23 protein-coding genes are annotated in these 22,214 nt (G+C 64.0%); 7 read left to right on the forward strand and 16 right to left on the reverse strand.

Annotated features, from left to right (window positions below; all coding sequences use genetic code 11):
- Positions 1–27 precede the first annotated feature (27 nt).
- The 4 genes from phoR to NJ69_RS19510 form a co-directional block, all read right to left on the reverse strand.
- Positions 28–1,335: a phosphate regulon sensor histidine kinase PhoR gene (gene phoR / locus NJ69_RS19495; protein ID WP_039582429.1), complete on the reverse strand. Its 1,308-nt coding sequence runs from the start codon at positions 1,333–1,335 to the stop codon at positions 28–30.
- Between the two features lie 105 nt (positions 1,336–1,440).
- A complete protein-coding gene (gene phoB / locus NJ69_RS19500; protein WP_003253341.1) occupies positions 1,441–2,130 on the reverse strand; it encodes a phosphate regulon transcriptional regulator PhoB in 690 nt (229 codons plus the stop codon).
- Positions 2,131–2,360: 230 nt separating this feature from the next.
- The gene (ubiA, locus tag NJ69_RS19505) at positions 2,361–3,251 is read right to left on the reverse strand and encodes a 4-hydroxybenzoate octaprenyltransferase (RefSeq protein WP_039582431.1); all 891 of its coding nucleotides are present in this window, start codon (positions 3,249–3,251) and stop codon (positions 2,361–2,363) included.
- Positions 3,251–3,808, reverse strand: coding sequence for a chorismate--pyruvate lyase family protein (locus NJ69_RS19510; RefSeq protein WP_039582433.1), 558 nt, complete (start codon positions 3,806–3,808; stop codon positions 3,251–3,253). The genes ubiA and NJ69_RS19510 overlap by 1 nt, the downstream gene beginning before the upstream one ends.
- Before the next feature lie 175 nt (positions 3,809–3,983).
- On the opposite strand from NJ69_RS19510, the gene rubA reads away from it, so the two are divergent.
- From rubA to NJ69_RS19530, 4 genes are all read left to right on the forward strand, one after another.
- Entirely contained in the window at positions 3,984–4,151 is a 168-nt protein-coding gene (gene rubA, locus NJ69_RS19515) for a rubredoxin RubA (protein WP_029612269.1), read from the forward strand.
- Positions 4,152–4,181: 30 nt separating this feature from the next.
- A complete protein-coding gene (locus NJ69_RS19520; protein ID WP_039582436.1) occupies positions 4,182–5,330 on the forward strand; it encodes an NAD(P)/FAD-dependent oxidoreductase in 1,149 nt (382 codons plus the stop codon).
- Positions 5,331–5,518: 188 nt separating this feature from the next.
- Complete coding sequence (locus NJ69_RS19525; RefSeq protein ID WP_029612270.1) at positions 5,519–5,827, forward strand: HU family DNA-binding protein; 309 nt, start codon at positions 5,519–5,521, stop codon at positions 5,825–5,827.
- 144 nt (positions 5,828–5,971) lie between these two features.
- Positions 5,972–6,346: a hypothetical protein gene (locus tag NJ69_RS19530; protein WP_029612272.1), complete on the forward strand. Its 375-nt coding sequence runs from the start codon at positions 5,972–5,974 to the stop codon at positions 6,344–6,346.
- Between the two features lie 15 nt (positions 6,347–6,361).
- On the opposite strand, the gene NJ69_RS19535 is transcribed toward NJ69_RS19530, so the two are convergent.
- The 6 genes from NJ69_RS19535 to exbB form a co-directional block, all read right to left on the reverse strand.
- A complete protein-coding gene (locus NJ69_RS19535) occupies positions 6,362–7,765 on the reverse strand; it encodes an aminoacyl-tRNA deacylase and HDOD domain-containing protein (RefSeq protein ID WP_039582437.1) in 1,404 nt (467 codons plus the stop codon).
- Positions 7,766–7,846: 81 nt separating this feature from the next.
- Positions 7,847–9,925 carry an ATP-dependent DNA helicase RecG gene (recG, locus tag NJ69_RS19540; RefSeq protein WP_039582439.1) on the reverse strand — a complete coding sequence of 693 codons (2,079 nt, stop codon included), beginning with the start codon at positions 9,923–9,925 and terminating at the stop codon, positions 7,847–7,849.
- Positions 9,926–9,929: 4 nt separating this feature from the next.
- Entirely contained in the window at positions 9,930–10,856 is a 927-nt protein-coding gene (locus tag NJ69_RS19545) for a hydrogen peroxide-inducible genes activator (protein WP_029612275.1), read from the reverse strand.
- A 93-nt stretch (positions 10,857–10,949) separates the two neighbouring features.
- Entirely contained in the window at positions 10,950–11,684 is a 735-nt protein-coding gene (locus tag NJ69_RS19550; protein WP_039582441.1) for an energy transducer TonB, read from the reverse strand.
- A complete protein-coding gene (exbD, locus tag NJ69_RS19555; RefSeq protein WP_039582442.1) occupies positions 11,681–12,109 on the reverse strand; it encodes a TonB system transport protein ExbD in 429 nt (142 codons plus the stop codon). Before exbD ends, NJ69_RS19550 begins: the two co-directional genes overlap by 4 nt.
- A gap of 3 nt (positions 12,110–12,112) precedes the next feature.
- Positions 12,113–13,087 carry a tonB-system energizer ExbB gene (gene exbB, locus NJ69_RS19560; protein ID WP_039582443.1) on the reverse strand — a complete coding sequence of 325 codons (975 nt, stop codon included), beginning with the start codon at positions 13,085–13,087 and terminating at the stop codon, positions 12,113–12,115.
- Positions 13,088–13,277: 190 nt separating this feature from the next.
- Between exbB and NJ69_RS19565 the strand changes: the two genes are divergently transcribed.
- Positions 13,278–14,135 (forward strand): SDR family oxidoreductase, encoded by an 858-nt coding sequence (locus tag NJ69_RS19565; protein WP_039582445.1) that lies wholly within the window; start codon positions 13,278–13,280, stop codon positions 14,133–14,135.
- A gap of 11 nt (positions 14,136–14,146) precedes the next feature.
- On the opposite strand, the gene NJ69_RS19570 is transcribed toward NJ69_RS19565, so the two are convergent.
- The 5 genes from NJ69_RS19570 to NJ69_RS19590 form a co-directional block, all read right to left on the reverse strand.
- On the reverse strand, positions 14,147–14,878 hold the full coding sequence (locus NJ69_RS19570; protein ID WP_039582447.1) for a hypothetical protein: 732 nt from the start codon (positions 14,876–14,878) through the stop codon (positions 14,147–14,149).
- Positions 14,879–14,931: 53 nt separating this feature from the next.
- Positions 14,932–15,312, reverse strand: coding sequence for a RidA family protein (locus NJ69_RS19575; protein ID WP_029612280.1), 381 nt, complete (start codon positions 15,310–15,312; stop codon positions 14,932–14,934).
- A gap of 23 nt (positions 15,313–15,335) precedes the next feature.
- A complete protein-coding gene (gene spoT / locus NJ69_RS19580; protein WP_029612282.1) occupies positions 15,336–17,444 on the reverse strand; it encodes a bifunctional GTP diphosphokinase/guanosine-3',5'-bis pyrophosphate 3'-pyrophosphohydrolase in 2,109 nt (702 codons plus the stop codon).
- A 59-nt stretch (positions 17,445–17,503) separates the two neighbouring features.
- Positions 17,504–17,767: a DNA-directed RNA polymerase subunit omega gene (rpoZ, locus tag NJ69_RS19585; protein WP_003253383.1), complete on the reverse strand. Its 264-nt coding sequence runs from the start codon at positions 17,765–17,767 to the stop codon at positions 17,504–17,506.
- Between the two features lie 205 nt (positions 17,768–17,972).
- The gene (locus tag NJ69_RS19590) at positions 17,973–18,845 is read right to left on the reverse strand and encodes a LysR family transcriptional regulator (RefSeq protein WP_029612284.1); all 873 of its coding nucleotides are present in this window, start codon (positions 18,843–18,845) and stop codon (positions 17,973–17,975) included.
- Between the two features lie 269 nt (positions 18,846–19,114).
- Between NJ69_RS19590 and NJ69_RS19595 the strand changes: the two genes are divergently transcribed.
- Positions 19,115–19,876, forward strand: a complete 762-nt coding sequence (locus NJ69_RS19595) for a gamma-glutamyl-gamma-aminobutyrate hydrolase family protein (RefSeq protein WP_039582451.1) — start codon at positions 19,115–19,117, stop codon at positions 19,874–19,876.
- A 126-nt stretch (positions 19,877–20,002) separates the two neighbouring features.
- Positions 20,003–21,550: an APC family permease gene (locus NJ69_RS19600; protein ID WP_039582454.1), complete on the forward strand. Its 1,548-nt coding sequence runs from the start codon at positions 20,003–20,005 to the stop codon at positions 21,548–21,550.
- Between the two features lie 30 nt (positions 21,551–21,580).
- On the opposite strand, the gene gmk is transcribed toward NJ69_RS19600, so the two are convergent.
- Complete coding sequence (gmk, locus tag NJ69_RS19605; protein ID WP_039582455.1) at positions 21,581–22,201, reverse strand: guanylate kinase; 621 nt, start codon at positions 22,199–22,201, stop codon at positions 21,581–21,583.
- Between the last annotated feature and the right edge of the window lie 13 nt (positions 22,202–22,214).

Genomic DNA, 22,214 nt, shown 5'->3' on the forward strand with positions numbered 1-22,214 from the left:
AAAGGGGACTGATGTCATTGCCAAGCGTCAGCGGCTGGCGCCGACTAATTGTGCCGGGGCGAAGTGACAGGTGAAGGTGCTGCCGTGACCGGGCACGCTGCTGATCTCCAGCTTGCCGCGATGGCGCATCAGCACGTGCTTGACGATCGCCAGGCCCAGGCCGGTGCCACCGGTATTGGACGCGCGGCTGGAGTCGACGCGGTAGAAGCGTTCGGTCAGGCGTGGCAGGTGCTTGGCGTCGATGCCCACGCCAGAGTCCTGCACGCTCAAGTGCGCACCTTGCTCGTCGGCCCACCAGCGAATACGGATGTTGCCGTCTTCCCCGGTGTACTTCACGGCGTTGAACACCAGGTTGGAGAAGGCGCTGCGCAGCTCCGATTCGCTGCCCTTCAGGCGCACGCCGGGCGCCGCCTCCAAGGTGATGTGCTGACGCTTGGGGCCTGACAGCGCCTGGGCGTCGCCCTTGATCGACTGCAGCAGCGTGTCCACGGCCACCGGCTGGTTGTCGGAGGGGTAGTCGGTGGCTTCGAGCTTGGCCAGCAGCAGCAGGTCGTTGAGCAACGTCTGCATGCGCGAGCCTTGCTGGCTCATCTGTTGCAGGGCGCGGGCCCAGCGCGGATTCACATCCTCGACGTTGTCCAGCAGGGTCTCCAGGTAGCCGGTGATCACGGTCAGGGGGGTACGTAGCTCGTGGGAAACGTTGGCGACGAAATCCTTGCGCATCTGTTCGAGCAGATGGATACGGGTGACGTCGCGCACCAGCATCAGGTGCTCGTTGTTGCCATAGCGGGTGATGTTCAGTTGCACGCGCAGACGGTCGTTGATGGGCGAGGGGATTTCCAGGGGTTCGACGTAGTTTTCCGCTTCGAAGTATTCCTTGAAGCGTGGATGGCGGACCAGATTGGTCACCGGTTGTCCGCCGTCCTGAGGGGTCTTGAAGCCGAGCAGGGTCTCGGCGGCGCGGTTCCACCACTCCAGGTTGCCGTCGCTGTCGAGCATGATCACCGCATCGCGCAGGGCTGCGGTGGACTCCTGCACCCGGTCGATCACCGCTTGCAGGCGGCCGCGCACGCGCTGATCGCGGCGTTGCAGGTGATAGATGCTGTCGAACACTTCGCCCCACAGCCCGTAGCCGTCGGGCGGTGCCTCGTCGGGCTGATGGTTGCGCAGCCAGTCGTGCAGGCGCAGCAATTGCTTGAGGGTCCAGCCCAGGTACAGCGCCAGGCCTATGGCCAGGCTCCAGCCGTACTCGCCGCTGGCCAGGCCACCGACCAGGCAGACGGTGATCAGCAACAGCAGATGACGAATCAGGGTCGCATGCCAGTTCTGGTTCAATTAGGGGATCCTTCGGATCCAGCGGCTAGTTGCGAGCGGCGAGCTGCAAGTAGAGGCGGATCGGTGGTGCATTCACGTCCATTTATGGGCTTGGCGCTTCGCTTTTCAGCTCTTGGTGGAGAAGCGGTAGCCGGTGCCGCGTACGGTTTGTACCAGATTTTCGTAGGCTTCACCCAGCGCCTTGCGCAGGCGACGGATGTGCACGTCGACGGTCCGCTCTTCCACATAGACATTCCCGCCCCAGACCTGATCGAGCAGTTGGCCACGGGTGTAGGCGCGTTCCTGGTGGGTCATGAAGAATTGCAGCAGACGGTATTCGGTCGGGCCCATTTCGGCGGGTTTGCCGTCGATGGTCACGCGGTGGCTGATCGGGTCGAGCAGCAGGCCGCCGACTTCGATGGGCGCCTCACTGTCGCTCGGGCCGGTGCGGCGCAGCACGGCTTTCAGGCGGGCCACCAGTTCGCGGGGCGAGAAGGGTTTGGTGATGTAATCGTCGGCACCGACTTCCAGGCCCTGGATCTTGTTGTCCTCTTCGCCTTTGGCGGTGAGCATGATGATCGGGATATCGCCCGTCAGTTCGTCGCGCTTGAGGCGGCGCGCCAGCTCGATGCCGGAGGTGCCGGGCAGCATCCAGTCGAGCAGGATCAGGTCCGGCTTGCGGTCGACGATGATGGCATGGGCCTGCTGGGAGTTCTCCGCTTCGAGGCAGTCGTAGCCGGCCATTTCCAACGCAACGGCGATCATCTCGCGAATAGGCGCTTCGTCGTCGACGATCAGAATGTTCCTGCCAACCATGCTCAAACCTCTCCCATCTATGGTGTCTTGGCCCGCATTAGATAACGGAATTATTGCAGCTGTGTGACAGGGCGTTGGCCATTCTGGCGACATTGCATGAACGGAGGGGCCTCGCGGCGTGGCGGCGGCACCACTGAAAATCCGGTGCGGGAGGGGATGGAATACGGCTTGTCGGGGCGGCAGCCCATTGGCGATTGCGGCGCAGGCCGGTGCCTGCGCCGGCCAGGCGTTCAGCGCAGTGCGTAATCCAGTACCACGCCGATGAAGATCAACAGCCCCGCCCAGTGATTGTGCAGAAACGCCTTGAAGCAGGCGTCGCGCTGCCGTGTGCGGGTCGACCAGAACTCCCAGGCGAAACAGGCCAGCGCCGCCAGCAGCCCCAGGTGGAACCACCCTCCGAGCGCGAAGCGGCTGCCGGCCAGCAGCAGACAGCCCAGTGACAATACCTGCAGCGTGAGAATGATCACCCGGTCGGCGTCACCGAACAGGATCGCGGTGGACTTCACGCCGATCTTCAGGTCGTCGTCGCGATCGACCATGGCGTAATAGGTGTCGAACGCCACCGTCCACAGCAGGTTGGCGATGTACAGCAACCAGGCGGCGGCAGGCACATCGACGCCGGCCGCCGTGAAGGCCATGGGAATGCCCCAGGAATACGCCGCACCTAGGACCACCTGCGGGTAGTAGGTGTAGCGCTTCATGAACGGGTAGCAGAAGGCCAGCGCTGCGCCACCGAAGGACAGCCACACGGTACTGGCGTTGGTGCACAGCACCAGCAGGAAACTGATACCGGTCAGCACGGCGAACAGCAGGACCGCTTCGCGCGGTTTCACCCGACCGCTGGCCAGAGGGCGATCGGCAGTGCGTTTGACGTGGCCGTCCACCTTGCGGTCGGCGAAATCGTTGATCGCGCAGCCCGCCGCTCGCATCAGCGCTACGCCCAGGCCGAAGATCAGCACATTGGCCAGGGTCGGTGAACCGTTGCCAGCGATCCACACCGCCGACAGCGTTGGCCACAGCAGCAGGTAGATGCCGATGGGGCGATCCAGGCGACTGAGCTGCACGAAGTCCCAGGCCCGGGGGTGCAGGCGGTTCAGCGATTTGAGCAGGTTCAGGTACATCAGGACGACACCTCTTGCTCAGCCTGCCACAGTGCCGGCAGGAAGACCTCGGCGACCAGCAGGTCGAGGCCGTCGCGGGAGAAGCGCGAGCGTCGTCCCCACAGTCCGGCGCTGGCGCTGGGCGCGGGCAGCCAGGCTTCGGGATAGCGGCACACTTCGATGGGCTGGCGAACGAACGCCTGGTCGCAGAACAGCAGCTCGCCCAGCGAGCGGCTGCCCAGCGTTTCCAGATCCAGGCCACCACGCTCCAGCGCTGCACGGCTGGCGACGCTGCGGGCGAACACCCAGGGCTGATCGTGGCCGCGCAGGAACACTTCGCGGACCCAACCCTGGGCGCCGGGCTCCAGGCTCAGTGCCTGGCATTCGTCGGCACGCAGCGGCTGCCAGCCTTCGCTCAGGGGCGTCACGCAGAAGTGATCGTCGGACAGGTGTGTCAGGCGGCGGGTCAGGGAGCCCTCGTCGAACAACCAGTCGCGGGTGCGCGGGTCGAGCTCGCTCGCCAGCTGTGAATACGCCAGCCACGCGACAGCGGCTGCTTGCGGGGATTCGTACGGCACGTCGGTATGCTTGCTACATCCAGAGAGGCGGCGAGCTTAGCATGATTGCCCGGTAGGCTTGCATCCTGCCCGCCGGGCCAGTAAAAAGCCCCCATGAATTGCGCGGTGAGTGCAGTGCGGGCCTGCCCGCGCAGCCGTCACCCGACGCAACACGACGCCTGACCGAGGATCACCAATGAAGAAGTGGCAATGCATCGTCTGTGGCCTGATCTATGACGAAGCCGAGGGCTGGCCGGACGACGGCATCGCGCCCGGCACCCGTTGGGAAGACGTGCCAGACGACTGGCTGTGCCCGGACTGCGGCGTAGGCAAGAGCGACTTCGAAATGATCGCCATCGGCTGATCGAAGACCCTTTCAGAGAGGAACCCCGACATGACGTCACCTGTAGTGATCATCGGCACCGGCCTTGCGGGCTACAACCTGGCCCGAGAGTTTCGCAAGCTCGACAGCGAAACGCCGCTGCTGCTGATCACCGCCGACGACGGGCGTTCCTATTCCAAGCCGATGCTGTCCACCGGCTTCGCCAAGCAAAAAGGCGCCGACGAGCTGTGCATGGCAGAGCCCGGCGCGATGGCCGAGCAGCTCAACGCCGAGATCCGCACCCATACGCGTATCAGCGGTATCGACCCCGGCCACAAGCGCCTGTGGATCGGCGAGGAGGCTGTGGCCTATCGCGACCTGGTGCTGGCCTGGGGCGCACAGACGGTACAGGTACCGGTAGAAGGCGATGGTGGGCAGCACATTTTTCCGATCAATGACCTGGAGGATTACGCCCGCTTTCGCGCCGCGGCTGTCGGCAAGCGGCGCGTCCTGGTGCTCGGCGCGGGGCTGATTGGCTGTGAGTTTGCCAACGACCTCACCTTGGGTGGCTACCAGTGCGAGGTGGTCGCGCCGTGCGAGCAACTGATGCCGACGCTGCTGCACCCCGCTGCCGCGCATGCAGTGCAGGCTGGCCTGGAGCAGTTGGGCGTGCGCTTCCATCTCGGACCGGTGCTGACGCGACTGCAGCGTGTCGACGAGGGTTTGCAGGCGCAACTGTCCGATGGCAGCGTGATTGCCTGCGACCTGGTGGTATCCGCCGTGGGCCTGCGGCCTCGCACCGATCTGGCGGCGGCGGCTGGGCTGCTGGTCAATCGAGGCGTGGTTGTGGATCGCCAGTTACGCACATCCCACGCCAACATCTTTGCCCTGGGCGACTGCGCCGAGGTCGACGGTCTCAACCTGCTCTACGTCATGCCCTTGATGACCTGCGCCCGCGCCTTGGCGCAGACGCTTGCCGGCAATCTCACGGGCGTGACTTACGGACCGATGCCGGTGACGGTGAAGACGCCAGCATGCCCGCTGGTAGTTTCGCCCCCGCCACTGGGGCGAGAGGGGACTTGGCGTATCGAAGGGCAGGGCAACGACCTGAAAGTGCTGTGCCACAGCGCTGAAGGCGAGCTGCTCGGCTATGCGCTCACGGGCACGGCGGTCATGGAAAAATTGGCCTTGAATCGACGGCTGCCACCGCTGTTGGCGTGAATGGCGTCCGGAGTGTCCTTTGCGTCGTGTTCTAGACGCGACAATGGCCGCGCAGATACTGGCGCGCCCCCGGCCTGCATGCCATTCTCACTGGCGTCTGCCGCAGACTAGAGCCTGTGGCGCCTTGGGCGCTGCATTCGCAGGCAGTACGGCATAACAACAAAAAATCCCGTCTAAGAGGCTTCACTATGCGTAAACCAGAACTCGCCGCCGTCATCGCTGAAAAGACCGACTTGACCAAGGACAAGGCCAATCAGGTCCTGAACGCGATTCTCGACAGCATCACTGGCGCGCTCGACAAAGATACCGTCACGTTGGTTGGTTTCGGTACCTTCGAAAAACGTCATCGTGGTGCGCGCACTGGCAAGAACCCGCAGACTGGACAACCGGTCAAGATCAAGGCCAGCAATACCGTAGCGTTCAAACCGGGTAAGAACCTGCGTGACACCGTCATGACCTCCGGCAAGCCGGCTAAACCGGCGAAGAAAGCCAAGTAACCGACAGACATTACAGTGTCATCCAGACGGGCGCCTATGGGCGCCCGTCGTATTTGGCACAAACACCCCTGTGCGCACTGGCGTAATCGGTTCGATAAAAAGCTAGAATCCGCGCTTCGGTCACTTTTCCATCGAGGCACCCTGATGAAGTTTCGCTTTCTGCTCTGGGCCATGGGGCTGCTGATGGCCCGGGCCAGCCGCAACAATCCGGCGTTTCAGCAACAGCTTCGCGGCAAGGACTTGGTGTTCCAGATGCAGACGCTGGACGGCAAGGTGGCGCGGCACTTCAAGGTCAGTGGCGAGCGCATCAGCAGCAAGGGCGGCCTGCATCCTGATCCCGCCTTCGCCATCGCCTTCAAGGATGCGGCGTTCGGCTTCGCCACCTTGCAGGCGAGCAACAAGCAACTGGCCTTCATGCAGGGCATTCAGGACAAGAGCATCCAGATCAAGGGCAACCCGGCCCTGGTGATCTGGTTCCAGGGCCTGATGAAGTACCTCAAGCCGCGCAAGAAGGCGTGAGGCGGTCGCGCACGGTCAGTGCGGGGTGTGGAATTGCGAGGCCAGTTCGCGCAGCAGTGCTTCGGCCTCCAGCACCTTGCTGACCACCTCCTCGGCCTTGTTGCGTGTCAGCCCCAGGCGTTCGAGCAGCGCCTCGGGAATCTCCTCCTGTGGCCCCGCGCCGATGCCCCGCGAGCGCAGCAGCGAAGTGGCCAGGCTCACCAGGTTGGGATAGGCCGAATATTCCCCTTCATAGCTTGGATCGTGCTGGAAGCGCAGCGCCGTGGACAGTTCGTCCGGCATGTCCCACAGCTTCATCAGCCAGGCGCCGATCTGCTCGCGGCTGATGCCCAGCAGGTGCTGTTCGACGTAGCTGTGATAGAGGTGCGGGTTGACCTCCAGATGGCGACAAATCAGCGAGAAGTGCGGTGGGAACACGTGGGCCAGCAGCAGGTAACCGAAGTTGTGCAGCAGCCCGGCCAGGTAGGTAAGCCCCGCCTCTGGACGCTCGGTACGTGGCATCGCGCGGGTCAGGCCTTCGATCACCGCGGCGGTGTAGATCGATTGCTGCCAATATGGGGTGGCCTGCTGCGGATTGTCCTTGGGCAGGCTCAGGGTTTTGCCCAAGGCCAGACCCAACGCCAGGTTGATCACCAGATCGAAGCCCAGCACCCGCACGATGGCATCTTCCACCGAGCGGATCTTGCCCGGTGAAGCGTAGTAGGGCGAGGCGGCCCAACTGACCACCTGAGCGGCCAGCGCCGGATCGGTTTCCACCACGCCGGTGATGTCGTCGAGGCTGGCATTGGGGTCGACGCGCAGCTTGATGATCTTCTGCGCGGTGTCGGCCAGCGGCGGGATCTCGATGGTCTGTTCGAGGCGTTGCTGGATGCGTCGGGCGGTGAAGGCTTGAACCGCATGGGAAATCTCGCGGGTGTCGTCGTGCGGACGGTCGAGGTTGCGGCGGATGCCCTCGACTTCCACACCGAAGCTGCCGGCACTGGCCTTGCTCAGCATGCGCTTGAAATCGTCTCGGGCAATTTCCAGCAGCAGACCGGTTTCTCCCGACTGGATCAGCAGCGCATCGGCGCTCAGTAGCCGTTCATCGTACAGACAGGGGGAACTGGTCAGCGCGGGCAGCCCAGGCAGGGCCTTGAGCGAATGCTTGTCGAGCATCTTCCTCAGGCGCTCCACCGGGACCGCGGTCAGCGTGCGGCCGGTGAGCTCTTCGAGACGCTTGAGGTCGAGCAGTTGGCTCTGTGCGAACAGCACCATGAGTGCGCCGACTTCATCGTCCAGCAGGATCGCCTGGACACGCGAACTGGCAGGCAGGTGTGGGTGCTCCGGCACCTCGCGGTAGCCGATGCCAAGTTTTTCCAGCAGCAGCCGGATGACCGGCGGGGCGTGCGGGTGTGCGGTATCCAGGGCCACTTCAGTCATGGTCTGTTTTCCAATGTGTCTTTTTCAAATGCGAAGTATAACCATCCTGCGCCCCAAGCTGGGGCGCGAATGGGACCAAGGTCACACTTGGCCGTACTGTTGGCCGTGACGCAACCAGCGGTCGAGCAGTGGGCTGACATGCTCCGGCCAGCGTGACAGCAGGGCCTGCGCCGCATCGCGCACCGCTGGCAGCAGATCGGCATCGCGCATCAGGTCGGCCACCTTGAACTGCAACAGACCCGTCTGCCGGGTGCCGAGCATTTCTCCAGGCCCCCGCAGTTCCAGATCCTTTTCCGCGATGACGAAGCCGTCGTTGGTTTCGCGCATGATGCCCAGACGTTCGCGACCGATCTGCGACAGCGGCGGATGATAGAGCAGTACGCAGTGGCTGGCTGCGCTGCCCCGGCCGACCCGGCCGCGTAGCTGGTGAAGCTGAGCCAGCCCCAGGCGCTCGGGGTTCTCGATGATCATCAAGCTGGCGTTGGGCACGTCGACGCCCACTTCGATCACCGTGGTGGCGACCAGCAATTGCAGCCCGCCCGCCTTGAACTCGGCCATGACCGCAGCCTTTTCGGCAGGCTTCATGCGTCCGTGGATCAAGCCCACGCGCAGCTCGCCCAATGCGCTGCCCAGTTCCTCGAAGGTGCTTTCGGCCGCCTGGCAGGTCAGCTCTTCGGATTCTTCGATCAGCGTGCACACCCAGTACGCCTGGCGACCCTCGGCGCAGGCAGCGCGCACGCGCTCGACCACCTCGAATCGACGGCTGTCGGCTACCAGCACCGTATTGACCGGCGTTCGCCCGGGAGGCAGCTCATCGAGAATGGAGGTGTCCAGGTCGGCGTAGGCGCTCATGGCCAGGGTGCGCGGGATGGGGGTGGCGGTCATGATCAACTGGTGCGGACAGAGCAGACCATTCACGCCTTTCTTGCGCAGGGCCAGGCGCTGCTGCACGCCGAAGCGGTGCTGTTCATCGATGATCGCCAGGGCCAGGTTGCGAAAGACCACTTCCTCTTGGAACAGCGCGTGGGTGCCGACCACCATCGGTGCGCCGCCGGCGATCTGTTCGAGCGCGCTGGCGCGGGCCTTGCCCTTGAGCTTGCCGGCCAGCCAGGCGACCTCGATGCCCAGCGGTTCGAGCCAACGCTTGAACGTGAGGTAATGCTGCTCGGCGAGAATCTCCGTAGGCGCCATGAGCGCAACCTGGTAACCCGCCTCCAGCGCCTGCAGGGCGGCGAGCGCAGCGACGACCGTCTTGCCGGCGCCGACATCGCCCTGGACCAGGCGCATCATCGGCTCAGGCTGGCTGAGGTCGTAGGCGATCTCGTTGCCGACACGCTGTTGTGCACCGGTGGGGGCGAAGCCGAGATTGGCCAGGTAGCGCTCGGGCAGGCGGCTGGCCTTGGGCAGCGCCGGTGCCCGCAAAGCTCGCAGGCTTTCGCGCAGGCGCTGCTGGGAAAGCTGATGGGTCAGCAACTCCTCGAAAGCAAGCCGGTGCTGAGCCCAGTGCTGGCCTTCGGCGAGCTCGTCGAGGTCGGCGTCGGCAGGTGGGTTGTGCAGGTAGCGGATCGCATCGTCCAACGGCGCCAGGTGATAGTCGCGGGCCAGCTCGTCAGGCAGCCAGTCGGGCAGGCTGCGTGGCCCGAGCTTGCTCAGGCTGAGTTGGCAGAGCTGACGCAGACGCTGCTGCGTCAGGCCTTCGGTGGTCGGGTAGATCGGCGTGAGGGTCTGCTCGACTGGAGGCGGCGGCTCGTCGCCGTTGAGCGCCCGATATTCGGGATGGTAGATCTCCAGGCCCGAGGCGCCGGGGCGGGCCTCACCGTAGCAGCGCAGGTGGGTGCCGCGTTTGAGGCCCTCCTTCTGCGCATTGCTGAAATGATAGAAGCGCAGGCTCAGCACGCCGGTGCCGTCGCCCAGGCGCACGACCAGACTGCGGCGCTTGCCCATGGTCACATCGGCGCCGCTGACCACACCTTCGATCACCGCGTCCTGGCCAGGACGCAGCGCGCCGATGGGCACCACGCGGGTGCGGTCCTGATAACGCAGGGGCAGATGGAACAGCAGATCCTGCAGGTTCTCCAGCCCGACCTTGGCGAGCTTTTCCGCCATGGCCTCGCCGACGCCCTTGAGCTCGGTGACCGGAACCTTCGACAGCTCGGTCATGGGATCAGGCCGGCTGTTGCGTGGGCGTCTTGGCCACCGAGCACAGGCGGATCGAGTCGGCGAGGATCTCGATGGCCTTGGGCCGTGGGAAGCTGGCACGCCAGGCGATGGCCACGGTGCGGAACGGCGCAGGGGCGGTGAGCGGGCGTACTTCGATCACACCGGGTGCATAGTGGTGACTGTGCACGGCAGACAGCGGCAGGATGGAGACGCCCAGGCCGGAGGCGACCATGTGACGGATGGTTTCCAGCGAGCTGGATTCCACCGTGGTGTGCTTGGAGGCATCCGCACCCTTGTTCAGGGTCGGGCAGGCTTCGAGCACCTGGTCGCGGAAGCAGTGACCTTCACCGAGCAGCAGCAGGCTCTTGTCGTTGAGCAGAGCGGTGTCGATGGTCTTCTTCGCGGTCCATGGGTGATCGGCCGGCATCAGCGCGCAGAACGGCTCGTCGTACAGCGGCAGGGTGAGCACGTCGGCCTCGTTGAACGGCAAGGCGATGATCACTGCATCCAGCTCGCCGTTGCGCAGCTTCTCGCGCAGCACGTGGGTGAAGTTTTCCTCGATGTACAGCGGCATCTGCGGCGCGACCCGGTGCAGCTGTGGAATGAGGTGGGGGAACAGGTAGGGGCCGACGGTATAGATGGCGCCGACCTTCAGCGGGGCGGTGAGCTGGTTCTTGCCGGCCTGGGCCAGTTCGCGGATGCCCTGGGCCTGCTCCAGCACCTTCTGCGCCTGGGCGACGATGCTTTCGCCGACAGGCGTGAGGCGCACCGCACTCTTGCTGCGCTCGAAGATCAGCACCCCCAGCTCGTCCTCGAGCTTCTTCACACCGACCGACAGGGTAGGCTGGCTGACGTGGCAACGCTCAGCCGCGTGGCCGAAGTGTTGCTCCTGGGCGAGTGTGACGATGTAGCGGAGTTCTGTGAGGGTCATAACGTGCGTCCATGAAGTTGCGGCCCCAGCATAGCGGGTGCAATCGATAGACGCACGTTATCAGACTTGCGGCTGTGTGACAGATTCAATGTGTCAGCGCTTGTCCAGCGAGAAGACAAAGGGCGCGACCACTTCGATCTGACCGTTGTTCAGCAGCTCCGGCGGCGGCTTCGGCACCGTGCCCGCGCGGCGGATCATGTCCATGGTCGCTCGGTCCAGCGAAGCGCTGCCTGAACCTGCTGCCATCGAGTAGGACAGAATCTTGCCGTCGGCATCGACCACGAAACGCAGTCGGTTGATGCCTTGCAGGCCGCGACGGCGCGCGTCCTCCGGGTACTTCTTGTACTTGGCCAGATGGCGCAGCAGGTCACTCTGCCAGTTCGGCAGGGCATTGCTGTTGGACGCGATACTTGGCTGCGGTGCGACCGACTTCTGCGGTGGCGCATTGCTGGGCGGCGTATCGGCGACCTGCTCCTTGGCGGGAGGCTCGTCCTTCGGCGGCTCGGGCTTCTTCTCAGGCTTGGGCGGCTGCGGCTTGACCTTCGGCTTGGGCGGCTTGTTGATGGCGATCTTCGGCTTCGGCGCCTCGGCGACCTTCGGCAGCGGCGGCTCTTCGACCGGCGCCGGCGGCGGTGGGGCGACTTTCGGTGGCGGCGGCGGTGCCGGCTCCGGCAAAGGCGCCAATTCGACCATCATCGCTGCCGGAGGCAGTTCGATGGCCTGGGGCACCGTCCAATTGAGCATGAGCAGCACGGCGATCGCGTGCACACCCAGCACGACCGCCAGGCCTACACCGTAGCGCGCCAGGTTGGAGCGCGTCTTTGTCATTTCTTCGCTGCCGTCTCGAGTCCGACCAGACCGACCTTGAGATAGCCGGCCGCACGCATGGTGTTCATCACTTCCATCAGGTCGCCGTAGTCGACCCCCTTGTCAGCCTGGAAGAAGATGGTGGTTTCCTTGTCACCCTTGGTCTTGCCGTCGAGCATCGCGCCAAGCTGATCGGGTGTGGCCACCGGGTCATCGCCGACATACAGCTTCTTGTCGGCCTTGACGCTGACGAACACCGGCTTCTCCGGCCTCGGCGCCGGTTTGGCGGTGGAGGCGGGCAGATCGACCTTGATGTCGACCGTCGCCAAAGGCGCGGCAACCATGAAGATGATCAGCAGTACCAGCATCACGTCGATGAACGGGGTGACGTTGATTTCGTGGTTTTCGGCGAGGTCGTCGCCACCTTCGTTGAGATGCAGGCCCATGGCTTACCCCACTTTCACCATGTGCGGGGCGGCGCGATCGCCAGCCTGGTGGTCGAGGTCGCGGCTGACCAGCAGCAGGACCTGCGCCGAAGCGTCGGACACCTGCGCCTTGTAGCCGGCGATGGAGCGGGCGAAGACGTTGTAGATGACCACCGCCGGGATGGCGGCGACCAGACCCAGTGCCGTTGCCAGCAGGGCCTCGGCGATACCCGGTGCGACCACGGCCAGGTTGGTGGTCTGGGTCTTGGCGATGCCGATGAAGCTGTTCATGATGCCCCATACGGTACCGAACAGACCGACGAACGGTGCGGTGGAACCGATGGTCGCCAGTACGCCGGTGCCGCTGCTCATGGCGCGGCCGCTGGCGGCCACCAGGCGTTCCAGACGGAAGCTGACGCGTTCTTTGATGCCTTCTTTCTCGCGGCTGTTGGCCGACAGGCGCATTTCCTCGAGGGCGTCATGCACCAGGGTATGGGCCAGGGTGCCTTCCTTGTTGGCGACCGTGCTGGCCTCCTTGAGGCTGGCGGACTTCTTCAGCACGGCGATTTCGCCACGCAGACGGCGCTTGGCGCCCAGCAGCTCGAAGCCTTTGGCGATCCAGATGGTCCAGGTGATGATGGAGGCGATGGCCAAGCCGATCATCACGGCCTTGACCACCACGTCGGCGTTCTTGTACATGCCCCAGGGCGACAGGTCGTGAGCCATGCCCAGTGAGGTGTCCTCGACCAGCGCCTGAGTGCTGTCGTCGGCAGGTGCCGGGGCGTCGACGGGTGCGGCGGCGGTGTCTGTCGTCGACGGCTGGGCAGCAGTGGGGGCTGCCGGGGTCGCCGGGGCTGCGGCGGCTGGCGCGGCTGCGCCATTGGCGGCGGGCTCATCAGCCATGGCGGCCGGTGCCAGTACCAGGCTGAACATCAGCGCGGCGATGGCGCCCCAGGCGCGCGATGTGGTTGGCGAAGCGGAGGGTTGAGTACGAGTCATGCTGGCCGGACCTGATGAAGAAAAGAGGGTGACGTTCTTCACGGCCTCGAGGCAGGCCGAGAATTTTTCAGGGCGCCATTATTGCAACTAATTCTTGTTAACAAAAGCAATACAGTAACTTTTTTTATATGTTCCATAGCCGCTGATCGTCAGAAGGGGCTAGCCTGAGGCTTTGGAATTGGAGTGTGTGATGCCCGATTTATCCGCAATGATCGTAGGCTGCGGCGATGTAGGCGGGCGATTGGCTCGACAGTTGCTCGCGCGTGGCTGGCAGGTGCATGGCCTGCGAAGGTCCGTCGATCAACTGCCCAATGGCGTGCTGCCGGTGGCGGCGGACCTCGCCCAAGTCGAGATGCCAGCGGCTTGGCCCGAGGGCTCTTTCGATTACCTGGTCTACTGCGTGGCAGCCAGTCAGCACGACGAGCCCGGTTATCGTGCAGCCTATGTCGAGGGGTTGCGTAACGTGCTGTCGTGGATGGCGCAGCGGGCACAGCGGCCTCGCCGAATCCTCTTCGTCTCCAGCAGCAGCGTCTATGCCCAGAAGGATGGCGCCTGGGTCGATGAGCGTGCGGCTACCGAACCAGAGGCCTATTCCGGTCGAGTCATGCTTGAGGCTGAAAAGCTGGCACTGAACAGTGGCATGCCCGCCAGTGTGGTGCGCCTCACCGGCATCTACGGACCAGGCCGTGAATGGCTCTTGAGTCAAGTGCGTCAGGGCTACCGGGTGGCCGAAGAGCCGCCGTTGTACGGCAACCGAATCCATGCCGATGATGCCGCAGGTCTGCTGGCGTTTCTTCTGCAGGCCGATGCCGGTGGGCAGGTGCTGCAAGACTGTTATATCGGCGTCGATGACGATCCGGCGCCACTGGCCGACGTGGTCACCTGGTTGCGCCAGTACCTGGGCATCACAGAATGGTCGGACGAGCAGCGCGTGCGTCGTACCGGGAGCAAGCGGTGCAGCAACGCGCGTGCTCGGGCACTGGGCTGGGCGCCGCAGTATCCGAGCTACAAGGAGGGTTACGCCGCGATTCTGCTGGGTCAGGGTTAAGGCGGTGCCGCTTAGTTGCGCTGAAGTACCCACTGGCGCGGGCCAGGTGCCAGCTGTGGCATGTCATCGGGCTGGGCACGATTGATCGCGCGGAAGATCTCGAGTCGGTCGGGGCTGCGCCGGAAAATCCAAGGCCCGCCTTGTTGATCGCGCTCGAGCCATAGGCTGTCGTTGCCATTGCCGATGGTGGCGCAGTCGCCGGCCAGGCACAGCGCATAGCGGTCAAGCGCCGGCAAGCCAGTGACGCTGCCGTCATCGCCGAAGCGGACCTTGGCGCCTTGGCCCGGTCCTTCGGTGATCGTCCACTCACCGCCCAGGTAGGTCTGGTACAGCGTCTTTTCGAAGCTGCTGCCTACAGGTGAATCGGCCGCTTCGGGCAAGGTGCTGCGTATGAACGTCTGGCGGGTGCCGCTGGCGTCGGTCGTTTGCAGCTCGTTGCCGCTCAGGCTCAGCTGTTCGCTTTGGCCGCCTTCGAACGTGGCTTGCCATTGCTTGTCGTTGGCGAGCAAGCGGCCATCGACGGTCTCCACGCCATTCATGTAGCTGGCCTGTTGACCGGCGACATTGATCTTCCATTCGAAGACCGGACCATTGCTAGCCAGCGCATTGCGTAGGCTCTCGCCCTTGGCCGCTGCATCGATCGCTTTCTGATTGATCCAAGTACCGTTGTAGTCTTCGGGTTTGTGGCTGGCGCAGCCGCCCAGAATCAGGGCTGCCAGCGCGAGGGGCAGGGCATGACGCATGAGGGGAACCTTCAGGCAGGAGGAGCGGCAGGCGAGTGCCTGCCGCTTGGGCATCACTCGATGACGAGGATGGCGTCCATCTCGACTTGCGAGCCTTTTGGCAGCGCTGCTACGCCGATCGCGGCGCGCGCGGGGTAGGGCTGCTCGAAGTAACGGCCCATGACCTCATTGACCTTGGCGAAGTGGCTGAGGTCGGTGAGGAAGATGTTCAGCTTGACGATGTCTTTGAACGACCCACCAGCCGCTTCAGCGACCGCCTTGAGGTTCTCGAAGACCTGCACGGTCTGGGCCTCGAAGCCTTCGACCAGTTCCATGGTCTTGGGGTCCAACGGAATCTGCCCCGACATGTATACGGTATTGCCAGCCTTGATCGCCTGGGAGTAGGTGCCGATGGCGGCCGGGGCCTTGTCGCTGTTGATGACGGTCTTGGTCATGTTGACTCCTTGCGGTTGACGGACTACGCACGCGTGCGGGTAATGCGGACCACGCCGGTCAGGGTGCGCAGCTTCTTGATCACGCGCGCCAGGTGCACGCGGTCGCGCACGCTGACCACCAGCTGGACCACGCTGACGCGACCGTCGCGCTCATCCATGCTGATCTTCTCGATGTTGCCGTCGGCGGCATTGACGCTGCTCGCCAGCAGCGCGATCAGGCCGCGCTGGTGCTCCAGCTCGACGCGCAGTTCGACATTGAACTCGCCGGTGACGTCCTTGGCCCAAGAGAGCTGCAAGCACTTTTCCGGGTTGTGTCGGATTTCGCTGATATTTCGGCAGTCTTCCAAGTGAACGACCATACCTTTGCCTGCCGACAGGTGGCCCACGATGGGGTCACCTGGAATCGGTGTGCAGCACTTGGCGTAGCTGAGCACCAAGCCTTCGGTACCGCGGATTGCCAGTGGCCCTTCGGGCGATGGCAACTGCTCGCCCTCAGCGGACAGCAGGCGTCGGGCCACCACATAGGCCATGCGGTTGCCCAGACCGATGTCCTCAAGCAAATCCTCGATCAATTCCAGGCGGTATTCGCTGAGGATGGCCTGCACGCGCTCGCTCGGGATCTTGTCCAGGCTGCTGTCGAAGCCGGTGAGCACTTTGTTCAACAGGCGTTCGCCGAGATTGATCGACTCGGAGCGGCGTTGCTGTTTGAGGGCATGACGGATGTGGGTACGGGCCTTGCCGGTGACCACGAAGTTGAGCCAGGCCGGGTTCGGGCGCGCGCCGGGCGCGCTGACGATCTCCACCGTCGAGCCACTTTGCAGCGGTTCGGAAAGCGGCGCCAGGCGACGGTTGATGCGGCAGGCGATACAACTGTTGCCCACGTCGGTGTGCACGGCGTAGGCGAAGTCGACGGCCGTGGAGCCTTTGGGCAGCTCCATGATCCGGCCTTTGGGGGTGAAGACGTAGACCTCGTCGGGGAACAGGTCGATCTTCACGCTCTCGATGAATTCCAGCGAGTTGCCGGCCCGCTGCTGCAACTCAAGAATGCCTTTGACCCACTGGCGGGCACGGGCGTGGTTGCCCTTGGGCTGCTCATCCTCGTTGGACTTGTACAGCCAGTGTGCGGCGATGCCGTTGTTGGCCATCTCTTCCATTTCGCGGGTGCGGATCTGGATCTCGATGGGTACACCATGCATGCCGAACAGCGTGGTATGCAACGACTGATAGCCGTTGGCCTTGGGAATGGCAATGTAGTCCTTGAAGCGACCCGGCAGGGGTTTGTACAAATTGTGTACAGCGCCCAGTACGCGATAGCAGGTATCGACCTTGTCGACCACGATGCGGAAGGCGTACACGTCCATGATTTCGGTGAAGGCGCGGCGTTTGCCGCGCATCTTCTTGTAGATACCGTAGAGGTGCTTCTGTCGCCCACTGACCTCGCCGGCGATGCCGTCCGCTGCCAGGCAATTGGCCAGGGAGGTTTCGATCTTGGCGACGATTTCCTTGCGGTTACCGCGCGCACTCTTGACCGCTCGATGGATCAGCGCTGAGCGCATGGGGTGCATGGCCTTGAACCCCAGGTCTTCGAATTCCACGCGCACGGTGTGCATGCCCAGGCGGTTGGCGATGGGGGCGTAGATCTCGAGGGTTTCCTTGGCGATGCGCCGGCGTTTTTCCCCGGACAGCACTTCAAGCGTGCGCATGTTGTGCAGGCGGTCGGCGAGCTTGACCAGGATCACACGGATATCGCGGGCCATGGCCATGGCCATCTTCTGGAAGTTTTCGGCCTGCGCTTCGGCTTTGGTCTCGAAATTCATCTGGGTCAGCTTGCTGACCCCGTCGACCAACTCGGCGACGGTCTCGCCGAACTGCTGGCTGAGGGCTTCCTTGGCGATGCCGGTGTCTTCGATGACGTCGTGCAACATGGCTGCCATCAGGCTCTGATGGTCCATGTGCATGTCGGCGAGAATGCTGGCCACTGCCAGCGGGTGGGTCACGTAGGGCTCGCCACTGCGGCGGCGCTGCCCATCGTGTGCCTGCTCGGCATAGAAATAGGCCCGGCGAACCAGGTTGACCTGTTCGGGACCTAAGTAGGTCGACAGCCGCTCGGCAAGGGCTTCTATACCCGCCATGATTTCACCTCTTGCACAGGAAGAGGATCGGGTGCCGCGCGACGTCGACAGGGCATGAATCAGACGGCCTCGTTGTTCTCGTCCTCGAACGCGGCGAACACCGGATCCTCGGTGACGATCTCTTCAGCGGCGATGAATTCATTGGTCACGATGCCTTCGGCGATTTCGCGCAGGGCAACGACGGTCGGCTTGTCGTTTTCCCACGCCACGCGTGGTTCCTTGCCGCCGGTGGCCAGTTGGCGGGCGCGCTTGGTCGAGAGCATGACCAGCTCGAAGCGGTTATCCACGTGTTCCAGGCAGTCTTCAACAGTTACGCGGGCCATGGTGTTCCTCAGTAGCAGATGCGTTAGGCGTACAGCCCAGAATGGGCAGGCGGACTCGATAGTTTAAAAAATCACCAGCCAATAGGGAAGGACTGTTTCGCTCCACGCCCGGGTTTCGCCGGGCAGTGCCCACGAAACAGGCGCCGCAGACGGCCTTTTGCACGACGCTGACGATAACGCCTCCCGCCCCGCGAACACAACAGCCTCAACGCATCGCGTCACGCAGCCGCGGCGTCAGTTCCTCGAACAGGGTCTGCACCGAGCGCAGGGCCCGGCAGTCTGGGCGGGTGAGAAGCCATAACTGGGTGTCGCAGCCTGGCAGCGGGCCGCTCAGGGCCTCGACTCCGGGCAGGGTGTCGACCATGTAGTCCGCCAGCGCGGCCACGCCCATGCCGCTACTGACCAGTTGGGCGATGGTCGACATGCCACTGCATTGGTAGCGCGGAACGAGGTCGGGGTGGTGCTGCGTGCGCCAGATGACCGTGGGATGTTCGTGCATGCTGTCGTCCGGGGCGATCCAGGGCACGTTGTTCGGCGACTCGGTCAGGCGTTCGCGAAACGCCGCGTGGCCGCAGATCACGTAGGAGGTCGACCCCAAGCAACGCCCGACCAGATGTTCCGGCGGCGTGTTGGTCAAGCGCAGGGCGATGTCGGCGTCGCGACGGCTCAGATTGGCGAAGGAATTGGAGGTGCCCATCTCCAGCGAGAGTGCCGGGTAGTTGGGCATGAACTCGACCAGCGCCGGTAGCAGCAGACTGTGCAGCACCGCTTCCGTACAGGTCAGTCGCACGGTGCCGCTGACCACCTGTTCGCCGCTGGTCAGCGCGATTCGCGCCGCATCGAGCGCTTGTTCGGCACGTTCGGCCTGCTCGGCCAGGGCCTGGGCAGTGTCGGTCGGCAGATAACCCTTGCGGCTCTTGACGAACAACGCAGTCCCCAGCGCCGATTCCAGTCGACGGATGGAGCGAAACACCGTGGAAACATCGACCTTGAGCAGCTCCGCTGCTTTTGCCAGCGAGCGACCGCGCTCCAGCGCCAGCACCAGGGCCAGATCGGCATGAGAGATTTGATATTGCATGGTTGCACGCTCTGCTTGCTGGTCTGCCAATGTCTGTTGCATTGGAGCCCACTTTATAGTGCAACGACTGGCGTGAATCAATGTGGCGCCGCGCAACGCAATGCCCCTCGAATGGGGTCGTTAGAACAACAACCAGCGCAACCCTCGTCGCCTTCCAGGCGTCCTCCTATCCCTGAATCGTCGCTTTTGATCACAGGATGTACAGCCATGACGTCGGTCTTCTCGTGCCCCCGTTTCCGCGACATGATGCCTGCCGACAAGGCACGTCCATGAGCACTCGCAAGCCGCCCCTGATCGGCGTCAGCGCCTGCCGCCAGCAGGTCGGCCGGAACTCTTCGCACACGGTAGGCGCCAAGTACGTCGAGGCCGCAGCCTTTGCGGGGCTGCCGCTGATCCTGCCGGCCCGCGATACCCCCGACGAGCCGCATGCGCTGCTGGCGCACCTGAACGGCATTCTTTTCACCGGCTCGCCTTCAAATGTCGAGCCGCATCATTACAATGGCGCCCCCAGCGCGGTCGGCACCCGGCATGACGCTGCGCGCGATCGTTTGACGCTGCCGTTGCTGCAGTCGGCGATTGCCGCAGGCGTGCCGGTGCTGTGCATTTGCCGGGGCTTCCAGGAGCTCAACGTGGCCTTGGGCGGAACCTTGCACCCGCGTGTGCATGCGTTGCCCGGCCATCTGGACCACCGCGAGCCCGAGGAGGCGCCGCTGCAGGTGCAGTATGGCCCCCGGCATCGGGTCGACAGTGCGCCGGGCGGCCTGTTCGAGCGCCTGGGCCTGGCGGCGCAGTTCGAGGTCAACTCGCTGCACAGTCAAGGTATCGACCGTTTGGCGTGCGGCCTGCGAGTCGAAGCGCGGGCGCCGGATGGCTTGATCGAAGCGGTATCGATGCCGGGCGCACCGGGGTTCGTCCTCGGCGTGCAGTGGCACCCGGAATGGCAGCTCGCCGAAAACCCGGTCTCCCTACGTCTGTTTCAGGCGTTTCGCGAGGCCTGTATCGCCCATGCTGCAGGGGAGGGCGCGCGTTAGAAGGCATTCTGACGCGGCCCCAAGGTCGCGGACGACTCACCCCAGCAGCAAGCTTTCAATGAGTGGAAGCGGGCCTTGCGCGCAAGGTCTGTGAAAAAACAATACCAATAGCAACGGCAAATACTCATGAGCGAATACACAGAAACCGGCCGCCCTCCCGATGCGGCCGCCGATGCAGGCAGTACCGCCCAAGCCCCAGGCAAGGGCCTGGCCAAAGGCCGCCTGGGCCTGCTGGCCAGCGTCGTGCTGGGCATTTCCACCATCGCGCCGGTCTACACCCTGACCGGCGCGCTCGGCCCGACCGTGCGCGAAGTCGGCGCCCATCTCCCCGCGGTGTTCATCGTCGGTTTCCTGCCGATGCTGCTGGTCGCGTTGGGCTACCGCGAGCTCAACGCCGCCGAGCCCGACAGCGGCACCTCCTTCACCTGGTCAGCCCGCGCGTTCGGTCCGATGATCGGCTGGATCGGCGGTTGGGGGTTGGTGGTGGCGACCACCATCGTGTTGTCGAACCTGGCGGGCGTCGCGGTTGATTTCTTCTACCTGTTCATTGGCCAGATCAGCAGCCACCATGAGCTTGCCGCGCTGGCAGACAACTTGCTGATCAACGTCAGCACCTGTTGCGCCTTCATCGCCTTGGCGGTGTGGATCTGTTGCCGAGGCATGGGCACCACCATGACCGTGCAATACGGTCTGGTCGCCTTGCAACTGCTGGTGCTGGTGGGCTTCGGTTTTGCCGCGTTCGGCGAAACCACCGCACCGCCGCCGTTGGAATTCGACTTCGCCTGGTTCAACCCTTTCGGTGTCGAGTCGTTCTCGGCCTTCGCGGCCGGGCTGTCGTTGTCGATCTTCATCTTCTGGGGGTGGGACGTGTGCCTGACCGTCAGCGAAGAGTCGGTCGGCAGCGATGAGGTGCCTGGCAAAGCTGCCACCTGGACCGTGCTGCTGATATTGGGGCTGTACCTGTTCACTGCCATCGCCACGTTGCAGTTCGCCGGCATCAGCGACAGTGGTCTGGGGCTGGGTAATCCGCGTATCCAGGAGAACGTTTTCGCCCACTTGGCCGGCCCGGTGATGGGGCCGCTGGCGATCCTGATGTCGATCGCCGTGCTGGCCAGTACGGCGGCCTCGTTGCAGTCGACCTTCGTCTCGCCGGCGCGCACGCTGCTTGCCATGGGCTATTACGGCGCGGTGCCGCAGCGCTTCGCCAGTGTCTGTCCGCGCTCGCAGACACCGCGTTACGCGACCGTCTGCGCTGGGCTGGCGGCGGCGGTGTTCTACGTGACCATGCGCACCTTGAGCGAAAACGTGCTGGCCGACACCATCACCGCACTGGGCATGATGATCTGTTTCTACTACTCGCTGACGGCCTTCGCCTGCGTCTGGTATTTCCGCAGCAGCCTGTTCGACCGCCTGCGCCACTTCTTCATGCGCGGCGTGTGCCCGCTGGTGGGCGGTGTGATCTTGTCGGTGATCTTCGTGCGCACCGCGCTCGACAGCGCGTCGCCGGACTTCGGCAGCGGCTCGCACGTGGGCGGGCTGGGGCTGGTGTTCGTGATCGCGGCGATCATCTCGGTACTGGGCATCGTGCTGATGATGCTGTCGCGGCTGCGAGCGCCGGCGTTCTTCCTCGGCGCGACCTTGCAGCAGCAGGCCAAGCTGCAATTGCAGGAATGACCCAGGGGGCGCCGAGCGCCCCCGATGTCTTCAGCCGACCAACTGCTCGAGCAGCGCCGCATGGCGCTGTTGCTGTTTCTTGAGCAACAGGCGGTTGGCCCGGAACACCGATTGCAGATCGTCCAGCGCGTGGGCGAAATCGTCGTTGACGATGACATAGTCGAACTCGGCGTAATGCACCATCTCGCTGACTGCTTCCTTCATGCGGCCGGCGATGATGTCCTCGCTGTCCTGGCCGCGGCCGTCCAGACGCTGACGCAGTGCCTCTCGGCTGGGCGGCAGAATGAAGATCGACAGCGCTTCGGGCATCAGCTTGCGTACCTGCTGAGCGCCCTGCCAGTCGATCTCCAGGATCAGGTCGAAGCCTTGGGCGAGGGTTGCCTGCAGTGCGCTGCGCGAGGTGCCGTAGAAGTTGCCGAACACCTCGGCGTGTTCGAGGAAGTCGTCCTGGGCGATCAGCGTCTTGAAGGCGTCGTGGTCCACGAAGTGGTAGTTCACGCCGTGGGCCTCGCCGGGACGCATGGCCCGCGTGGTGTGGGACACCGAGACGCGGATCTGCGTGTCCTGTTGCCTGAGGGCGTTGACCAGGCTGGTCTTGCCGGCGCCCGAAGGGGCCGAGACGATGTAGAGGGTGCCGCTGGTGTGGGTCATGGTCGGGTTAGCC

Origin of the sequence: Pseudomonas parafulva, from assembly GCF_000800255.1 — a bacterium.
Taxonomy (GTDB): domain Bacteria; phylum Pseudomonadota; class Gammaproteobacteria; order Pseudomonadales; family Pseudomonadaceae; genus Aquipseudomonas; species Aquipseudomonas boreofloridensis.